Source organism: Streptomyces sp. GMY02 (assembly GCF_019056675.1).
GTDB lineage: Bacteria > Actinomycetota > Actinomycetes > Streptomycetales > Streptomycetaceae > Streptomyces > Streptomyces odonnellii.
This window is the reverse complement of the sequence record NZ_CP077658.1, coordinates 3,762,886-3,779,200: the sequence shown is the minus strand read 5'-3', so window position 1 is coordinate 3,779,200 and position 16,315 is coordinate 3,762,886. Positions and strand designations below refer to the sequence as shown.

Annotated in this window: 14 protein-coding genes and 2 pseudogenes; 8 read left to right on the top strand and 8 right to left on the bottom strand. The window is 66.4% G+C overall.

Translation table 11 applies throughout. The annotated features are described in order from the left end of the window. Positions 1-21: 21 nt before the first annotated feature. From KQY30_RS36445 to KQY30_RS15825, 3 genes and pseudogenes are all read left to right on the top strand, one after another. Positions 22-222 (top strand): annotated as a pseudogene (locus KQY30_RS36445) (cytochrome P450); the annotation flags it as partial. Then, on the top strand, positions 129-1,364 hold the full coding sequence (locus KQY30_RS15830; RefSeq protein ID WP_217307372.1) for a cytochrome P450: 1,236 nt from the start codon (positions 129-131) through the stop codon (positions 1,362-1,364). The pseudogene KQY30_RS36445 and the gene KQY30_RS15830, both read left to right, overlap by 94 nt. A gap of 62 nt (positions 1,365-1,426) precedes the next feature. Continuing rightward, the gene (locus KQY30_RS15825; RefSeq protein WP_217307371.1) at positions 1,427-1,918 is read left to right on the top strand and encodes a helix-turn-helix transcriptional regulator; all 492 of its coding nucleotides are present in this window, start codon (positions 1,427-1,429) and stop codon (positions 1,916-1,918) included. On the opposite strand, the gene KQY30_RS15820 is transcribed toward KQY30_RS15825, so the two are convergent. Next, positions 1,893-2,528 (bottom strand): 2'-5' RNA ligase family protein, encoded by a 636-nt coding sequence (locus tag KQY30_RS15820; RefSeq protein WP_254407151.1) that lies wholly within the window; start codon positions 2,526-2,528, stop codon positions 1,893-1,895. The two genes, KQY30_RS15825 and KQY30_RS15820, sit on opposite strands and share 26 nt — an antisense overlap. Positions 2,529-2,535: 7 nt before the next feature. Continuing rightward, a complete protein-coding gene (locus tag KQY30_RS15815; RefSeq protein ID WP_254407150.1) occupies positions 2,536-3,930 on the bottom strand; it encodes a helix-turn-helix transcriptional regulator in 1,395 nt (464 codons plus the stop codon). A gap of 399 nt (positions 3,931-4,329) precedes the next feature. Between KQY30_RS15815 and KQY30_RS15810 the strand changes: the two genes are divergently transcribed. Then, positions 4,330-4,797: a hypothetical protein gene (locus KQY30_RS15810; RefSeq protein ID WP_217307369.1), complete on the top strand. Its 468-nt coding sequence runs from the start codon at positions 4,330-4,332 to the stop codon at positions 4,795-4,797. 14 nt (positions 4,798-4,811) lie between these two features. Next, a complete protein-coding gene (locus KQY30_RS15805; RefSeq protein WP_217307368.1) occupies positions 4,812-5,294 on the top strand; it encodes an NUDIX hydrolase in 483 nt (160 codons plus the stop codon). A gap of 11 nt (positions 5,295-5,305) precedes the next feature. On the opposite strand, the pseudogene KQY30_RS36440 reads toward KQY30_RS15805, so the two are convergent. Continuing rightward, positions 5,306-5,689: pseudogene (locus tag KQY30_RS36440) on the bottom strand (HNH endonuclease); the annotation flags it as partial. A 320-nt stretch (positions 5,690-6,009) separates the two neighbouring features. Between KQY30_RS36440 and KQY30_RS15795 the strand changes: the two are divergent. Both KQY30_RS15795 and KQY30_RS15790 read left to right on the top strand, forming a co-directional pair. Further along, positions 6,010-7,452 (top strand): DNA phosphorothioation-associated putative methyltransferase, encoded by a 1,443-nt coding sequence (locus KQY30_RS15795; RefSeq protein ID WP_217307366.1) that lies wholly within the window; start codon positions 6,010-6,012, stop codon positions 7,450-7,452. 58 nt (positions 7,453-7,510) lie between these two features. Then, positions 7,511-8,362 carry a hypothetical protein gene (locus KQY30_RS15790; RefSeq protein ID WP_217307365.1) on the top strand — a complete coding sequence of 284 codons (852 nt, stop codon included), beginning with the start codon at positions 7,511-7,513 and terminating at the stop codon, positions 8,360-8,362. 115 nt (positions 8,363-8,477) lie between these two features. Here KQY30_RS15790 and KQY30_RS15785 read toward each other — a convergent pair whose 3' ends face one another. From KQY30_RS15785 to KQY30_RS15765, 5 genes are all read right to left on the bottom strand, one after another. Further along, positions 8,478-9,278 carry a phosphoadenosine phosphosulfate reductase gene (locus tag KQY30_RS15785; protein ID WP_217307364.1) on the bottom strand — a complete coding sequence of 267 codons (801 nt, stop codon included), beginning with the start codon at positions 9,276-9,278 and terminating at the stop codon, positions 8,478-8,480. A gap of 232 nt (positions 9,279-9,510) precedes the next feature. Further along, positions 9,511-10,158, bottom strand: coding sequence for a hypothetical protein (locus KQY30_RS15780; RefSeq protein ID WP_217307363.1), 648 nt, complete (start codon positions 10,156-10,158; stop codon positions 9,511-9,513). Between the two features lie 86 nt (positions 10,159-10,244). Beyond that, complete coding sequence (locus KQY30_RS15775; protein WP_217307362.1) at positions 10,245-11,141, bottom strand: phospholipase D family protein; 897 nt, start codon at positions 11,139-11,141, stop codon at positions 10,245-10,247. A gap of 628 nt (positions 11,142-11,769) precedes the next feature. Beyond that, positions 11,770-13,020, bottom strand: coding sequence for an ATP-binding protein (locus tag KQY30_RS15770; protein ID WP_254407148.1), 1,251 nt, complete (start codon positions 13,018-13,020; stop codon positions 11,770-11,772). Next, positions 13,017-14,645 (bottom strand): DEAD/DEAH box helicase family protein, encoded by a 1,629-nt coding sequence (locus tag KQY30_RS15765; RefSeq protein WP_254407147.1) that lies wholly within the window; start codon positions 14,643-14,645, stop codon positions 13,017-13,019. Before KQY30_RS15765 ends, KQY30_RS15770 begins: the two co-directional genes overlap by 4 nt. Before the next feature lie 460 nt (positions 14,646-15,105). Between KQY30_RS15765 and KQY30_RS15760 the strand changes: the two genes are divergently transcribed. Beyond that, entirely contained in the window at positions 15,106-16,290 is a 1,185-nt protein-coding gene (locus KQY30_RS15760; protein ID WP_254407146.1) for a cysteine desulfurase family protein, read from the top strand. The last annotated feature ends 25 nt before the right edge of the window (positions 16,291-16,315 follow it).

Below are 16,315 nucleotides of genomic sequence, written 5' to 3'. Positions count from 1 at the left end.
AGTGATCAGCGGTACCGACCCCTGCCCTGGGAGCGCCTGAGCTGGCGGCCCGGCCCGTTTCACCGAGCTCTGGCCCACCTCCCGGCGCGCTTCACTCCGATCACTCCCGACCAGGCAGGAGTCACCCCATGGAGCAGCAGCCCTTCATCCTTGACGCCACAGGCGGCAACATCCACGCCGAGGCCGACCAGCTCCGAAGCCTCGGGCCCGCGGTCCGCGTGATCCTGCCCGGCGGAATACCCTCCTGGTACATCACCAGTCACGCGCTCCTCAAAGCGTTGCTCACCAACGACCAGGTGTCCAAAGATCCCAACCAGCACTGGCCGGCCTGGATGAACGGCGAGCACCGCGACACCTGGCTGCGTAACTGGGTCGGTGTGACCAACATGTTCACCGCGTACGGTCCCGATCACCGTCGGCTGCGCAAGCTCGTCGCCCCCGCCTTCACCGCTCGCCGTACGGCCGGAATGGCTTCGCGCGTTGAGGGCATCACCCGCACACTCCTCGATGCCATGGCGGACACACCCCGGGGTGGGACCGTCGACCTTCGTGCGGCTTACGCCCACCCGCTGCCGATGCGGGTCATCTGTGAACTCTTCGGGCTTCCGGAAGAGTCCCGCGACAGCATGGCCCGCTTCATCGAGCGGATCATGGACACCACCATCACCTCCGAAGAGGCCCTGGCCGTTCAAGCCGAGGTGCGCGCCATCCTCGCTGATCTGGTGGCGGGTAAGCGCGCGGAGCCGGGTGAGGACATGACCAGTGTCCTGGTCGCCAGCCGTGACGAGGACGGTTCGCACCTCAGCGAGGACGAACTCCTCGACACCCTCTTGCTGATCATCGGCGCCGGCCATGAGACCACGGTCAACCTCATCGGGAACGCGGTCCACGCACTGCTCACCCATCCCGAGCAGCTTCGCCTCGTACGTACGGGTGCCGCCTCGTGGAGCGATGTCATCGAGGAGACGCTTCGCTGGGCCCCCAGCATCGCCAGCCTTCCCATGCGTTACGCCGTGAACGACATCCATGTCTCCGGCGGCCCCACCATCCGGGCGGGAGATGCGATCCTCGCCACGTACGCGGCAGCAGGCCGTGACGCAGCCCAATACGGCTCCTCAGCAGGTGAGTTCGACATCACCCGCCCCGCGCTCGACCATCTGGCGTTCGGCTACGGCGTCCACCATTGCCTCGGCGCACCTCTCGCCCGCCTCGAAGCCGGCACCGCGCTCCCGGTCCTCTTCGACCGCTACCCCGAACTGGCCCTCGCCGCTCCGCCTCACGGCCTTGAGCCTGTCGGCTCCTTCATCGCCGACGGCATGCGGACCCTGCCTGTACGGCTACGGCCCGGATCATCGCCAGCCTGATCCCCGCAACCGCCACGTACCGCCGCTTCTTATCGAACAAGACGAAGGGATGTCTGACCTCCATGCCGGGCCAACCCCGTACGACGCCTCTGCCCCTCACACCTGCCCAGATCCGCGTTCTCGGCAAGATCGCCGAAGGGAAGACGACAGGTGAGACCGCACACGAACTCATCGTCACTTCGGGTACCGTCAGCGCGCAGCTGGCGGCCATCAGCCGGAAGCTCGGGGTGAGCGGCCGGGCCGCACTCGTGCATGCCGCTTATCTGACCAAGCAGCTGCCCCGGCCACAACTGGAGACCTTCGACGGTGAGTTCAGCGAGGCCGAAGTCCAGATATGGCGTCTCATCGCTTCCGGCGCCTCGGCGCGGCAGGTGGCCGACACGTGTCGGTTCCCGCACGAGACGGCCGGCGAGCGGATCGCACTTCTAAGACGCCATGTGAACGCGATCAACGACCCGCACCTGGCGACTCTGGGCTGGCGTTATGGAGTGATCGACGAATCACTGGTCGACATGGCATCGGGCACGATCACCGCAGCTCCACCGCGTGGATGACTTCCCAGCGGTAGGCGCGAGCCTCACGCCGGAGTTCGACGAGCTGGACCTCCGGGACCCGTATGTCCACTCCATCGAGATCACGGAGGGGGCGAACGGCTTCGCGGACGACGTCGGCGGGCATGGAGCGGTTGCAGTAGGCGATGCCGAGGTGTGGTCGGAGCGCGGAGGTCCGTCTGCGCGGCGGCAGCCCTACGGCGGCTCCTGCCACGGAGAGAGCCGCGTGCAGCTCTACGATCGGTTTCCACGGTGCGACGCTGTATCGGATGGCTCCGCGGGACGCGGTAAGCGGCACTGCTCGGAGAGTGAAGGCTTCCGGCCGGACCTCGCGCAGGGACGCCATCAGATCGTCGAGATCGGTGGCGGCGGTCTCGTGCACGGCGCCGACTCTTCCGAGGGTGATGTGCAGACCGCGTTCGTCGATGTTGTCGAAGCCGAGCCGCTGGAGGGCGAGTTGGCAGCCTCGCGCGTGTCTGATGAGCGAGGGGGTGTCGGGGAAAGCGAGCATCCAGTAGTAGGCACGGGTGGTCTCGGTCCAGCCGGGCCGGTCCCAGTGGTTGGTCATCTCCGTGATGGTGCCGAAGGAGGCCCAGTCGTGTGCGGCGATCACCGCCGCGTCAGTAGTACTGGGGGGAGGCGTCGGAGGAAACGCCTCCGGATCGGCCCTGAGCCTCATCCACCGCCTCTTTCGTCCGCTTGCTCTGGCGCGCCATGCTCGCAGAAAGCGCCAGGTCCCGGGTGTGCGGGGTCGACTGCCAAGACCGAAGGGCATCGCCGTACTCCCGTACGGCTGTGAGTTCCCGCCAAGCCTCCGCTCGGTCATGGAGTTCACCGGCGCGCTGCACGACGGATCGGATGAGTGGCCCGCCACCGGCTTTGAGGACCTGGTGGCCGAGGACCATGGCGTGCTCGACTTCCGGGTGCGGACCGGAGAGAAGCGCGGTGGCCACATCGAGTCGGACCAGTGCCCGGCTCCAGGCTGAGTCGGACTCCTCGACCAGTGAGTCGATCTGGTTGGCGTAGGCGAGCACGCGTGGTGCGTCGCCCAGCGACACATGGGCGGTCGCCGCGTTGGCCAGGGTTCGTGCCTTCCCGTACGGCTCGAACGAGATACAGGACGTCAACCCCACGGGAACGAGGTGCCGGTCGCTCAGCTCCTCGGCCGATGCGATCGCGCGTTCGGCGCCGGTGCGGTCGCCGAGCTTGCCCAGTGCCCGAGCACGTCCGTTGGACTGGAGCCGGATGGCTTGCGGATGACTCGGTTCGATCGCGAGCCCGGCGTCTGCCCACTGAACGGCTTGCTGGTATCTGCCCGCGTAGTAGGCGTTGAGCGATCGGGTGCCGTGCGTCCACATGAGGACTTCCCGATCGCCGATCTCCGTTGCCAGCCCCTCCGCTTCCTTGCAGTACGCCTCCGCCACGGCTTCACGCCCGGCGTTGACGGCCATATATCCGAGCAACCCCGAGGCTTGGGCGGCGAGCCGGAACAGGGCCTCCCGCTGGCGTGGCGGCTGTCGGCCGTTCAGTTGCTGCTGCACGTAGTTGCGCAGGTCGACGGCTTCCGGGGCGAGGCGGTGAGGGCCTTCGGCTTCGTAACGGCCGACCAGCTCCGCGATGCCCTGTTCCAGCAAGGCGACGGTCGTCGGGTCGATGTTGGTCGAGGTCGTGCTGTTCAGTCGCTTCGCGATGTCCAGCGGGCTCTCCCACGCCGGCGCTGGTGACCAAGCGGAGTCGTGCGCGGAGTGCTGTGCCGAGGGGCGCGGGCTGGGCGAGACCTGGGGAGGGACACCCAGCCGGTCCAGGACGATGATGATCTTCTCGATGTTGACGAGTCTGCGCGCCCCGGACTCCAGGGTGGAGAGAAAAGACTGGCTCAACCCCGTGATCGCGGCCATGTCTTCCTGGCGCAGCGTTGCGATCTGCCGGATCAGGCGGAACGCCGTGCCGAAGTCCCAGTCGGCCAGGGCCGCGGTGACCGAGGGGTCCTGCCACACTCGATCCGGCACACTCACGGACGCCGCAGGTTCATTGCCGGCGGCCCGAGTGCACGCCGAGCATCGCACGTCTGCGTTGTACCGGCTCAAGGGAAGCCCGCACCGATCGCACCTACGTTCTGCCATATATGCCACGACTGCCTCCCGATCAGAAGGAAAATCCTGACCCGGGGCTTGTATGGGACACCATTACGCCAGTGATATCGCTGCTCGGATGGCCGCCGATTGGCGGCTCGCCGTAGCGCAGGAGCCAGGGAATCTCATCGTCACTGGCTCGCTCTTCCGGTCGGTTGCCCACGGTCTGCTCGCCAATGGCCGCCCGTCCGCCGTCCGAAACCTCGTGGTGGTCTCTGTGGGCTATCTGAAGGCGGTCTTGCAGATGCCTCGCCGACGTACCTGTCGATCTACGGCACACTCTTGCTCGTCGGAGCGATGGCCGCCGCCCGGATTGAGGACCGGGCCACGGCGAACAGGTTCCTCGCAGAGGCCGAGCAGACGGCTCAGCGTCTCGGACATGGCGCCAACCACATGTGGACGGCGTTCAGCCCGACCAATGTCGCTATCCACCGCATCTCAACAGCCGTGGAACTCGGCGACGTCCAGATCGCCGTCGACCATGGGCCACGCATGGACTCTTCCACCCTGCCCTCGGAGCGTCGCGTCCGGCACACCCTCGAACTGGCCCGCGCGTACAGTGCTCAGAACCGCACGGACGAAGCTCTCGCCCTCGTCCTGGACGCGGAGGAGCTCGCGCCCGAGCAGGTCCGCTACCACTTCATCTCCCGCCACCTGGTGACCGTCTGGGTACGGCAACAGCGCGGGAAGCCATCTGCTGGCCAGTGTGGCTTAGCCGCTACGTGTCGTCGGGTGGTCCGTGTGCGATGACTACAGTCGTTGTCATGAGCGACTTGGAAGCCCACGAGGCGGTGGCCCGGCCGCGCACCGCCGCCGGGGTGCTGTTCTTCGACGAGGCCGGGCGGGTGCTTCTGGTCAGGCCGACGTACAAACCCGGTTGGGAGATTCCCGGCGGCTACCTCCACCCGGGCGAGACCCCGAGCGAAGGCGCGGCTCGGGAGGTCAAGGAGGAGATCGGTATCACCCCGCCCATCGGCCGCCTCCTCGTCGCGGACTGGGCGCCCCACCCGGCCGAGGGCGACAAGCTGCTGTTCGTCTTCGACGGAGGCATCCTCCCGGCTGACCAGCGGGCCCGGATCGTCCTGGACGGCGTGGAAGTCGACCAGTTCGGCTTCCACCAGGCCGATCAGATCGACGGGCTGCTCATCCCCCGGTTGGCCCGCCGTGTCCACGCGGCGATCGGTGCCCGTGCGCGATCGGCGACCGTCTACCTGGAGAACGGGGCGGGCCTCGGCGCCGAGGGCTGATCCGTGCGTTTTCAGGCGGTCCGGGTCGCGGGGCGTTTGAAGACCTGGAGTCCGTGCCACACGACGTGGTCGGGGTCGATGCCGGGCAGTCCGGGGCGCGGCGTAGTGATGGGCTGGCCGTGGAGAGCGTCGATGGTCCGGCCCGCGTGGCTGCGTGCTACGTAGGACTGGGAGACCTGTATGTGCAGGGCGGGTGTCAGTCCGAGGACGCCGAGGTCGAACAGGGCGTGGTGCAGAGAGCACAGTGCCAGGCCGTTGTTCACCTCGTCCGGGCCGTCCTGGCTGTGCCACCGGACGTGTGCGGCTTCGAGTCCGACGGGGTTGCGTCCGAGCGCGCCGTCGAAGCCGCAGAAAGCGCAGGCGTACGCGTATGCCTGAAGCACCTTCTCTGCGAATGAGGGCCGGGCGGGATCACCACCGGGCGGTTTGCTGTTTTGCCTGTTCAGGGCGTTGGCGTGGGGTGTTCTCGGACAGTCCGGGAGGGTTCCCGCGAGCGATCCGGCTCCCAGATGGCTCCCAGGGGAGTCATCACTCGGACGGGTCGCTTTGATACCAAGGCTATGCCCGTGGTGTGGTCGACGGCGGTTACCCCGAGCTGTGTGGGATGCGATCAGCTTTGGCACACGCCTCGCCTGTAAGCCGGACCTCTGGAGCGAGTGTCACGTAAAGTTCGGAGCTGTCGCACGCTGGCCTATCCGTGAATCAGGGAACACCGATGACCCAGCAGCTCTGGACCAGTCAGAGACATCACACCGCCATCGGTCGTGTCGGCCTGTCGCTCCCCGCTCGTCGTGCCGTTGGCGACCTTCAGCTGGAACCAGCCACGGGGGTACTCGATTACGGGTGTGGACGGGGCGGCGACGTTCGGGCATTTCGGCACCTCGGCCTCGATGCCACAGGATGGGACCCGGTGCATTTCCCGGACGGGCTCCGCGAGGCGGCCGAGGTGGTCCTGCTCACTTATGTCCTGAACGTCATCGAGGATCCCGCTGAACGACGAGACACACTCCTGAGTGCCTGGGAACTCACGAAGTCCGTGCTCGTGGTGTCCGCACGGTTGAGGTGGGAGCGCAACCAGATCAAAGGCACGGAGTACGGCGACGGCATCCTCACCCAGCGCCGCACCTTCCAGCACCTCTACGCTGCTGGCGAGCTCCGCGATTACATCGAAGAAGCAACCAGCGTCCGCTGCGTGTCGGCGGCACCGGGCATCGTCTACGCCTTCAAGGACGATACGGCGCGCTTGAGCTACCTCGCCCGCCAGGTCGCCCCGGACGGGGGCTGGCTGGCCTCTGAGGACACGGCCTCGGCGATCACCTCCGTCGTCGCTCATCTCGAACAGCGGGGCCGGATGCCTCAACTTGAGGAAATGCCGCAGCCCACCATCCGACTGCTCGGCCACCTGCGCCCCGGTGAACTGAAGCGCCTCGCCGAGCAGGAAGCGGACCCCGTCAAGGTGGAACGGAGCGCCGAACGCGGAGCCCTCGATACGCTGCTCTTCCTCGCCCTAGAACTGTTCCACGGCCGAGGCCCCGTGAGCAGTCTGCCCCTGCCTGTACAGCTGGACATCAGGGCGTTCTTCCCCTCATACACCGAGGCGTGCCAGCGAGCCGATCGCCTGCTGTTCAAGCTGCGAGACGATGCCTACGTCCGCCGAGCGATGAACGGATCTATCGCTGGCAAGTTCACGGCGACTGCCTTGTACGTTCACCGCCGGGCACTCCACCGGATCCCGGCCGTGCTGCGTTTGTACGAGCAGTGCGCGAGCGTCGCTGCCGGCCGTCCCGGGGAGTGGTCTGTCGTCAAACTCCGCCACCAGGGCCGTGGTGTCAGCTGGCTCGACTATCCCCAGTTCGAATCGGATCCCCACCCGCGTATCGCGGCCTCGTACGCCGTCGACCTGAAGACCCTCAAGTCCTCCTTCACTTCGTACGCGGACTCCACCAACCGTCCCCTGCTGCATCGCAAACACGAGTTCCTCGCCGAGGATGATCCCGACGCACCCAAGTACCGGCGGCTCACTGACGCCGAGGTACGCGCCGGCCTGTACGAGAGCCCGCACCTGATCGGCACGGAAGAAGGCTGGGAACGCGAACTTGTACGCTGTGAGCGGGAGTTGCGAGGCCACCGGCTCGTACGGCGCAGCACCAGCACTTGAGCATCGCACCGGCTCTCGGCATGGAGCGATTGTCAGTGCTGTGTGCCACGCTGCACCCATGACCACTCCCCAGGCGGAGGGCCTTTGCCTGCCCTCATATCGCACGCTGCCGACCCTCGCGCTGTCCGAGCCGGAGGACCACGTCCGTGAACTCACCGACTGGGTGGAGCACGCCTCCGCCGTTAATGGAGCCCCCGGGGCGCAGAACAGCTGGGACACGGCCTACAAGTGGCTGCGCCTCGCCCAGGGCCTGCGGACGGTGACGTTCGACATGTCGTACGACGACGGCGGCATGTGCTCGGCGGGCCTCGACTTCGACGCCGTCTGGACCGAGATGATGGAGGAGTGGCAGCAGCACCAGATCCGTCTCGGCTACCTGCGCGCGGCGCTCGAAGGATTCGTCCGGTTGCTGTACCCGGACACGGTGGAGCCGGGGCTGGCCGTCGAGACCGCCGAGCAGCAGCTGCACCAACACGTCGGTGCATGGCCTGTACACGCTCATGCGGTCGCCGACCATCTGCGGACACACGCACCGGACGGTGCATCGGGCGTCGGCACGTCGGTGGCGGCAGCGGTGACTCAGGCGATTGCCCTGCACGAGATGGCCGTCCGGGGATCCGCTTCCGTCCCCGAGCCGGACAGCGACGAGGATGGGAAGGTCTTTCCTACAGGGCACGCCGAGGTCTGCGCGGTCAAGGAAGCCTGCACGATGCTGATGCTGGCGATGCAGCTGCTCCTGGCGGCAGCGGTTAAGGAGGACCGCGTCGCTGACTTCGACGACAAGTACCTCCTTGACGGCATGTGGATTCCCGACGCCTCAGGCGGCAGCCGCTGGGTAGACGGAGAGATGCCCTACGGCGAGTACCTCGCCGTTCTGCACCTACAGCCCGGCGAGCCGCCCGAGCTCTGATTCCGCCACCTGCAGTGCCCCACGGCGGCAATGTCGGCAGCCCTGGAGCGAAACGGCGGGTGGGCCCGAAGCGCGATGTCTTCGGGCCCACCCGCCGTGGCCTGCTCGGCACGTATCAGGTCATGCACCAGCCGGAGTCGCATGCCCCCTCGTCCTCATCGGTGTCGACTTCCCCTGGGTTCTCGTCGGGGATGGCTTGAGCGAGCGGGACCCCGTACCGCGTGAGATACACGGCATCCCGTCCGAGTGCGGCCCGCCGTCGGTTGATCGTCTCCTCCAGTCGGACCGACTGAGAGAACAACTCCGGCTCGTGCCGACGCTGGTGGCGCCAGGCGTCGACGGTACGGAAGGGGCAGAAGAAGCAGGAGCTCTTGGGCGGCACAGGCAGGCCGGCCTCGGCGATGACGCGCTCGCAGTCGTCCCGGCGCAGCCCGAGGTCGAGGAGGGGGTATTCGATGACCTCGTGGGTTTCCCGCCGCCGGCGGTTGGCGCGATGGATTTCGTCGAGCGATATGCCGATGGCCACTTCCCCCGGGTTGTCGGCGGTGGCGCCGTGCTCCCGCAGCCATCGCCCGACTACCTTGATCTTGAAGTCGGCTGTGCAGTTGCGGCGGCCGGGTGCGCCGTTGGCCATGCGGACCGGGATGGGAATCGACCGGGTGTCCGGCCGGTTCAGCCGCTGCATGAGCGTTTCCGTGGCCCCGTCGCGGCGGCGTCGCTTGAGCTCGTGGATGTCCAGTCCCACACGTGTCGCGTATGGGATAGCGATGTCGCGAACGTACGCGAGGGTCGCCGGGTGCTCGCTGTCGTCGCCGACGTTGGCGAACAGGAAGGTGCGGAAGTCGATCTCCCCCTGAGCGGCCAGCACGAGAAGGGCTGTGCTCTGGACACCGCCTCCGTAGGAGACGACCTTCATCGGGCGGTCACCTGACTGGTGAGCGGCTCGGTCGGTGACGGTCTGTGGGCCGGTTTCCGTTGTGTTGTCGTGGGGGGGCTCCGGGTGTGCGTGACAAGATCGCCATGTGAGAGACAGTATGGATAGAGATTTAGGGAATCAAGTGTTTCTCTCGCAGCTGTCGGCGAACACTGCTATGCGGGCGGCGCTGTGTTCTCTTGGGAGTCCGCCTCAATTCGGAACGGAAGGCGAGCTAAGGCCGTGGCTCGATGATGACAGAGTGTCCCTCCGCCAGGACTGCTGTCAGGAACTCTGCCGCAGCAGTCTGTTCCGCTCTGGTGAATGCCCGAGCTGGGGGCAGCGCTTTGCGTGACGGCTGCGAGACGGTCGCTCGTTGCTTGCGGCCACGTGGTTTCTGCGGGGCGCGGTGGCCTGCGCTTAGGAGCTCGACCTCGGACGGGAGGATGGTGCGCTGCCGCTGTTGCGCATCATTCAGGATGCTCGAGAGGAGCCAGAGAGGCGAGCCGGAGAGGACCAGGTCGGCCTCGGCGATCTGCCGACGGTTGCGCCATCGGGAGATCGCCTGCGCGTCTCTGTCGAGGACGCGGGCCGCCTCCTGGATGCCGAGGACAACAGGCAGGTCCTGCTCCTCCTGGACGTCGTAGCCACAGGGGATGCTGGCCTTGTAGGACGTCAGCCGGTCTTGCGCCACCCGGCGGTCGCCGACACCGTCGAGCTGCAACACCGTCACTAGCAGCCAGTACGGGTTGCCGGACGCGATCAGGTCAGGTGCAGCGAGGGCGCCCTCTGTCCGCCATTTCTGCGATGTCTGGCGCTCCACTCGATAGAGGGAGGCGATTTCGGCATGGCCCAGCAGGAACGGGACCCGCACCTGTGCCATGAGGGGGCCTCCCCATCACCTTCGTCTCCGTGGGGTGGCGATGAGCGGGGGAGTTGCTCCGCCGCTCTACGCCGTGCACGCAGATCTTAGGTGTGCTCCCGTCCTGGCCGCAGCTCCCACGAGCCCACCTCGGTGTAATAGCGGCCGAAGTGCTGCAGCCAGGACGCAAGTGTCTCGGTCGTCCTCCGTGCCTGGTCTTCTGGGTCTCCTGTCCGGTCCACGATGGCCTTCTGGAGCTCGATGTTGCCGAGGCGCTTGCCGACGAGCAGCTTGTGGAGTTCTGGGATGGCGTGCAGCCGAACTTCGACTGCCGAGTTGAAGTCGTGCTCCGCCAAACCTGCCGGGACATCGAGCATGGCAAGGTCCTGGATGATGCCGGCCTCAACCGGCGAGGTGAATCGTGTTCGCCCGCTGTAGAGCGCGAACACGTTCTCCGGGCGCCTCGTCTCTGGGTACCAGAGAGAGGCGGGTTCGCCCTCGGCCGGGGGCGTGATGCGTTCTTCCTTCAGCAGTTCTGCCTGCTGCCGAACAAGGGCGGCCACCAGGGGCGTGGCCGCTGTCGAGCGGGCGTCGATCTGACTGAGGACGCGCTGCACTTCAGGATGCGTGACGGGTGCATCCAGCAAGAGCTCCACGTTGGCGTTGGGGACTCGGCCGGTGGCCTTGCCGGTCAGGTTCGCGGATCCGACCAGGCATCGGTCGTCGGCGACGTAGATCTTGGCATGCAGCGACGGGCAGAGAGAGATCTGCACGCGTTCGTCCCGCTCCGCCGCCTCGATGATCTCGGGGTCGGAGACTCCGGCGGCTACTTCCGCCGGAGTCCAGCGCGTGACGCATTCGATCTTCTCCACCGAGGTCGGCACCGAGGCGAGGGTCTCTTCGAAGACGGCCTTCTTGATGAAGGGCGCCACGAGGATCACTCGCGTGGTGGCGCGCTTCATCAGGTCGGCTATCTGCTGCCAGATGTGGTCCGGCTGCCTCACTCGTCATCGCTCCCGTCTTCGATGAAGTCGCGGGCGTAGCGGCCCCAGTCGCGCCGGGCGTCCGAGATCCTGGCGCGGTCCCGCTTGTTGGGGATCTCGTCCTCCATACGGGCCCAGGAGAAGACGAGGAGTTTGAAGGTGTCGGAGGCGCGGGCGAGGCGTTGGCGGAGTTCGGCCTCGCTCGCGTCTTCGGGCACGTCTTCAAGGACGGTCATCAGCTCGCTGTGCAGGGGGTGTTCGGTGTTGAAGATCACCTGCAGCATGCCGGCCATGAGGTCGATGTTGAAGAATGCCGTGGAGTCCTGCGGGCTGGAGATCCAGCGGACACGCCAGTCTTTCTCCAGAGCCTCGTCGACCATGGACTGAGCGGTGTCCTCGTCGAGGTGATGCCGCTCGGTGAGCGCCGCGAACTGCTCCTGGCGCTTGTCGTTCTCGGTGGCTTCCTCTGCCAGGCGGTCGGTCGTTCCAGTGTGACCGTCCTCCTGCCGGCGCTTCACCGCGTCCGTGGCCTTGGACGTGACGACGTCGTCGTGGCGCTTCTTGCCTCCCCGGTTGCCCAGCGTGTGCTGCTTCAGCTTCCGCCGTATTTTGGGCAGAAGGTTCTTCTCCAGGTAGAGCGCGAGATCGATCAGGGGCAGGCGCGGGTCGCCGAATTCGGCAATACGGTCCTTGAACGCCTTGGGCGTCTCGTCCCCCTCGGCCTCGGCTGTCCAGTCGAAGTGGGCGAGAGACGAGAAGACCGTGGCGGTCTGCTTGTTGTTCGTGACGCCGAAGATGTCGTCGAGCTCCGGGGGAATTCCACCTCGATGCCCCACCAGCGCTCGACGGGGTCGTACCCGATGGCCCACTTCGAATCGAGGTCGAGTTCGCGCCCCTGCCGGACAAGGGAAATCCCGATGTTCCGTCGAGCATGCTGACCCCATGGGTGGAAACCGGCATCGCGGTTGGGGTTCGCATTGTCGGGCCACGGGTGACCTTCGACGTCGGCCCGGCGGGCCTCGGGCCGGGCGATGGATGCCCGCACCTTCACGCTGTGCTTCGTCCCGTCGACCGTGATCGGGAAGTAGGCGACCCCGGGTTCCTTCTCGTTGCCCATGTCGAAGGGCTCGAACATGGGCTTGTTCCCGAACGGCGCCGGCGTCCCGGTTGAGTCCATGAGGTACAGGGGATCGTTGGGCTCGGCGAAGTACGCTCCGTTGTCCCCTTCGAGTACCTTCCCTTCGCGAACCGGCGCCATCTTGATCTCCACCCTGCCGTCGTGGAGGTAGTGCCGGTACACACGACCAATCAGCTCGGCAGTGTTTCGCAGGGTGGCGCCAGCGCCGTGCCATTTGACCCGGTCAAGGTCCGACCAGACCACGAGCGTGCCGGTGGTGCCCAGGGGTGCTTCGCTGAGGTCGCTCCAGTACTCCGGCACGGGGCGGTGTACGGGAGGGGGGACGTCGTCGAGTCCGCCGTTGATCTCCTCGAGATCGAGGTAGGTGTACATGGCGTTCGGGGACCCATTGGTCCAGGACCAGACCTCGACCTTGGTGCACTGGGACATGCTGGAGTTGGGCAGCCCCATGCCGAAGCGTCCGATGCGGTTGCGGTCGCCCCCGAGGCCGTCGCCGTACTTCAGGGCGCGCCGCAGGAGTTCGGCGTCCATGCCCTTGCCGTTGTCGAGGACAGCTATGGCGTCCACACGGTGTCTCGTCTGGGTGGCGCCCTGCACCGGGCTCTCACAAGCGAAGACCTGTACCAGTGTGGCTTCCGCGTCGATGCTGTTGTCGATCAGCTCGGCGAGCGCATAGGCGGTGTTCTTGTAGCCGCTGTCGCGCATGGCCTTGACGGTCAGCGAAGGGCTGACGATCCGGTATTTGCTTCCCTCGCCGGTCACGCGGTCTCCCATACGTCTTCCCAGTTGGTGAATGCCTCGGCCACGTCTCCGAACCCGGGAAGCTCCGGGTCGACGACGGTGACGATCTCGCAGGTGGCGGTTCCGCCGGCCTTGGGGCCGCGGATGACCCGGCCGACCATCTGGCTGTACAGAACCAGCGACTTGGTCGGTCGGGCGATGATGGCAGCACTGGCCGCCGGGGCATCGAAGCCTGTGGTCAGGACCCCGAAGTTGCACAGAATCATGGGGCGTCGGCCGGCGCCCTTGAAGCGTCTGATGGCATCGTTCCGGTGCCGGGCAGAGGACTCGCCGGTGACGAAGTCGGCATCGAGGCCGAGCGCCGACAGGACGGCGGCGATCAGGCGGCAATGGTCAACGGAGGCCGCGAATACAAGGATCCTGCGGTGCTGGCGTTCCAGTAGCTCCAGCACGGTCTGGACGACCTTGAGGTTCCACTGCTCGTCGCTGGCCAGCGACGCGATGATGTCCGACGGGATGTCGAAGGACTTCGCGAGCAGCTGCTGATCGCGCGCGGACAGATGCAGGCCGGCTTCGGAGGCGACGGTCTTCATGATGGGCTTAGCCAGGTAGCCCTGTTCGATGAGGGCGGTTACCGGGTTGCTGTATCCGTCGATCTGCAGCATGACCTTCTGGCGGGCGAAGAAGTCCGACAGTCGCTCATCTTGCGTGACGTCCGCCCAGGTCCGGCCGGGGGTGGCCGTCAGGCCCAGCAAGCTGGCATCGGGGCGGATGGTGAGGGCGTCCACCACTCGCTGGTAGGTCGGGGCGATGATCTGATGGGCCTCGTCGAAGACGGTGAGAGTGCTGCGTGATGCGAGTTTGCGGAGAAGCTCCGGATCGCTCTTGTCCGCGGAGACGGCCTTCTCCAGCCCCAGGATGACAAGGCCGTCCGTCAGCGCCGCCACATCGGTGGGCGCCTCACCCCACACCCGGACAACCGCAATCGGACGGTCGCCGAGCTTGCACCACGCGCGCTCGAACTCCGCAGCTGCCTGCTCCAGCAGTTCCTGCCCACGCGCCAGCCAGACCACGAGCGTGGGCTCGTGCTGCCGCAGATGGTCGGAGATCAGGTTCATTCCGGTGCGGGTCTTGCCCACGCCTGTCGGCAGGTGGAGGACAACCCGCCGCGGCCCGTCGTACAGCAACTCCTTCACGCATGCGGCTGCGCGCCGTTGGTGGGGGAACAACCCGTACTCGGGTTCGGAGTCTTGCCGAAAGAGCGGGGGCAGCGCGGGTGCCCTGTCGACGCTGAAGCCGAAGAACTCCAGCAGCTCCCGCTGTTGCTCACTCGCCCACTTCAGACCGTCCAGGTAGACCAGGGCATCGGTGCCCGCGCCGTCCGCCCCAAGACGTTGGGCAAGCTCTGCCTGCTTGTCGGCGGGCAGGAGCCGCAGCAGCTCCTCGCGGTCCGTCTGATTGGACACGAGTGTCTCGGCGTCCACCGCCACGGCAGCGACTGCTCGGAGCCGCTCATCGCCAGCGCTTCCGCCGTCGATGAGGTCGAGCAGAGCGCACATGTGCTTGCCGAGTCGCTCGCGGATGTACGGCATGGGAGCGCTGTCCAGCACGGCTTGGAAGGACAGGCCGGGCGACCACGCTGTCATCGATTCACCACCCCTGCGGAACAGGGGAGATTTCCCCCACTGCCTGAATGACCGTCAACTTGCGGAGCCCCCGCCTCAGTTCTGTGCATGCAGAGCTGCCCGCAACTCTGAGTTGCCCCAGAGTTACAGTGCCCGATCACCATAAACCCACGCACTGACACTCGGATCTCAGTGATAGATATTCGCAGCTCAGGGGCGCTGATGAGGTGCGGTAGGCCCCCTGGAGGATCCCGTGCCGCCTCTGCACCGATGCCCTTTCCCGATATCGGTTGCAGGCACCCAAGCAATAGGGAACATTAGTTCGAGTTCCGGTTTGCGCTCCGGCCTGAGTGTCGGTTTCGCGAACTGATCGATCTCGATCGCTACGATCGCGATTCACTCCTGGTGCTGTCCCCGGTGCGCACGTCCGGGTTCCACCAGGAGTAGATTGTGTGCGGTGTTGAGCGAGACGAGGTGGGGCATGAGGGATGAGTCTGATGGGCCGGTTTCGGCGTATCTCGACTACAACGCGACGGCGCCAATTCGGCCCGAGGCGTTGGCGGCCATTGTGGACGCCCTACAGGCCGTCGGTAACGCGTCGAGCGTGCATCATCCCGGCCGGGGCGCCGCCCATCGCGTAGAGGTCGCTCGTCGACACCTTGCTGACCTGCTGAACTGCTCGCCCGGGGAGATCATCTTCACGTCGGGGGCAACCGAAGCGAACAATCTCGCGCTGCGCGCGGCTCATCGCCGCGGGGCCCGGATTGTGACGAGTGGTGCAGAGCACCCTGCGGTGCTGGAGACAGCCCGGGATCTGGCCCAAAACGAGCCGGGATCACTGACCGTCTTGCCGATGCGGGCGGACGGCGTGGTGGCAACCGTGGCCCTGGAGGAAGAGCTCGGCCGGGGCGACGTCGGTCTCGTCTCCCTGATGGCGGCCAATAATGAAACCGGGGTTCTCACCGACCTCACGCCGGTGGTCAAGGCGGCGCATGCTGCAGGCGCACTGGTCCACACGGACGCCACACAGATGATCGGCCGGCTGCCTCTGGACCTTTCCGACGTGGACGTCGATCTTCTGTCCCTGTCGGCCCACAAGTTCGGCGGCCCTCAAGGCGTTGGCGCACTGTTCGTACGACGCGGCACACCGTTGCCGTTCAGGCCGCTGATCACCGGTGGCGGGCAGGAAAAGGGGTGGAGGGCCGGCACCCTCAACGTGCCCGGAATCGCCGGTGCCGGAGCTGCCGCTGCGGCCGTCAGCCGTGACCTTGCCGACGACGTCGCCCGCGTGACCCAACTGCGCGATCAGCTCGAACACATGGTGACCACGGCTGTGGGCGGATGCCGTATCAACGGGCAACGAGCCCCCCGCCTGCCCGGTGTGGCGAGCATCACCTTTGCGGGTGCCCCGGCTGACGCAGTCATGGCCGCCATGCCGCACATAGCCGCATCCGACGGAAGCGCCTGCGCCTCGGGAGCCCCAACTCCCAGCCACGTCTTGCTCGCTATGGGGCTGAGCCGGGAGGAAGCAGAGTGCACTGTGCGCTTCTCCCTCGGCTACGCCACAACCGCAGACGAGACCGCCGCAGCTGCCGAGGCGGTGGTGCGTGCGGTCCACCAGGTGCGCGCCGCCATGGCAACGGCAGCCGGCGCCGCTGCTCACTGACTTCAGCAGTTCCCTTTATCTCTTC

What these genes read in the sequence shown, in the direction of transcription:
- KQY30_RS15830 (WP_217307372.1), top strand. Translation starts at nt 129, where the DNA reads ATGGAGCAGCAGCCCTTCATCCTTGACGCCACAGGCGGCAACATCCAC.
- KQY30_RS15825 (WP_217307371.1), top strand. Translation starts at nt 1,427, where the DNA reads ATGCCGGGCCAACCCCGTACGACGCCTCTGCCCCTCACACCTGCCCAG.
- KQY30_RS15805 (WP_217307368.1), top strand. Translation starts at nt 4,812, where the DNA reads ATGAGCGACTTGGAAGCCCACGAGGCGGTGGCCCGGCCGCGCACCGCC.
- KQY30_RS15795 (WP_217307366.1), top strand. Translation starts at nt 6,010, where the DNA reads ATGACCCAGCAGCTCTGGACCAGTCAGAGACATCACACCGCCATCGGT.
- KQY30_RS15790 (WP_217307365.1), top strand. Translation starts at nt 7,511, where the DNA reads ATGACCACTCCCCAGGCGGAGGGCCTTTGCCTGCCCTCATATCGCACG.
- KQY30_RS15785 (WP_217307364.1), bottom strand. Translation starts at nt 9,278, where the DNA reads ATGAAGGTCGTCTCCTACGGAGGCGGTGTCCAGAGCACAGCCCTTCTC.
- KQY30_RS15780 (WP_217307363.1), bottom strand. Translation starts at nt 10,158, where the DNA reads ATGGCACAGGTGCGGGTCCCGTTCCTGCTGGGCCATGCCGAAATCGCC.
- KQY30_RS15765 (WP_254407147.1), bottom strand. Translation starts at nt 14,645, where the DNA reads ATGACAGCGTGGTCGCCCGGCCTGTCCTTCCAAGCCGTGCTGGACAGC.
- KQY30_RS15760 (WP_254407146.1), top strand. Translation starts at nt 15,106, where the DNA reads ATGAGGGATGAGTCTGATGGGCCGGTTTCGGCGTATCTCGACTACAAC.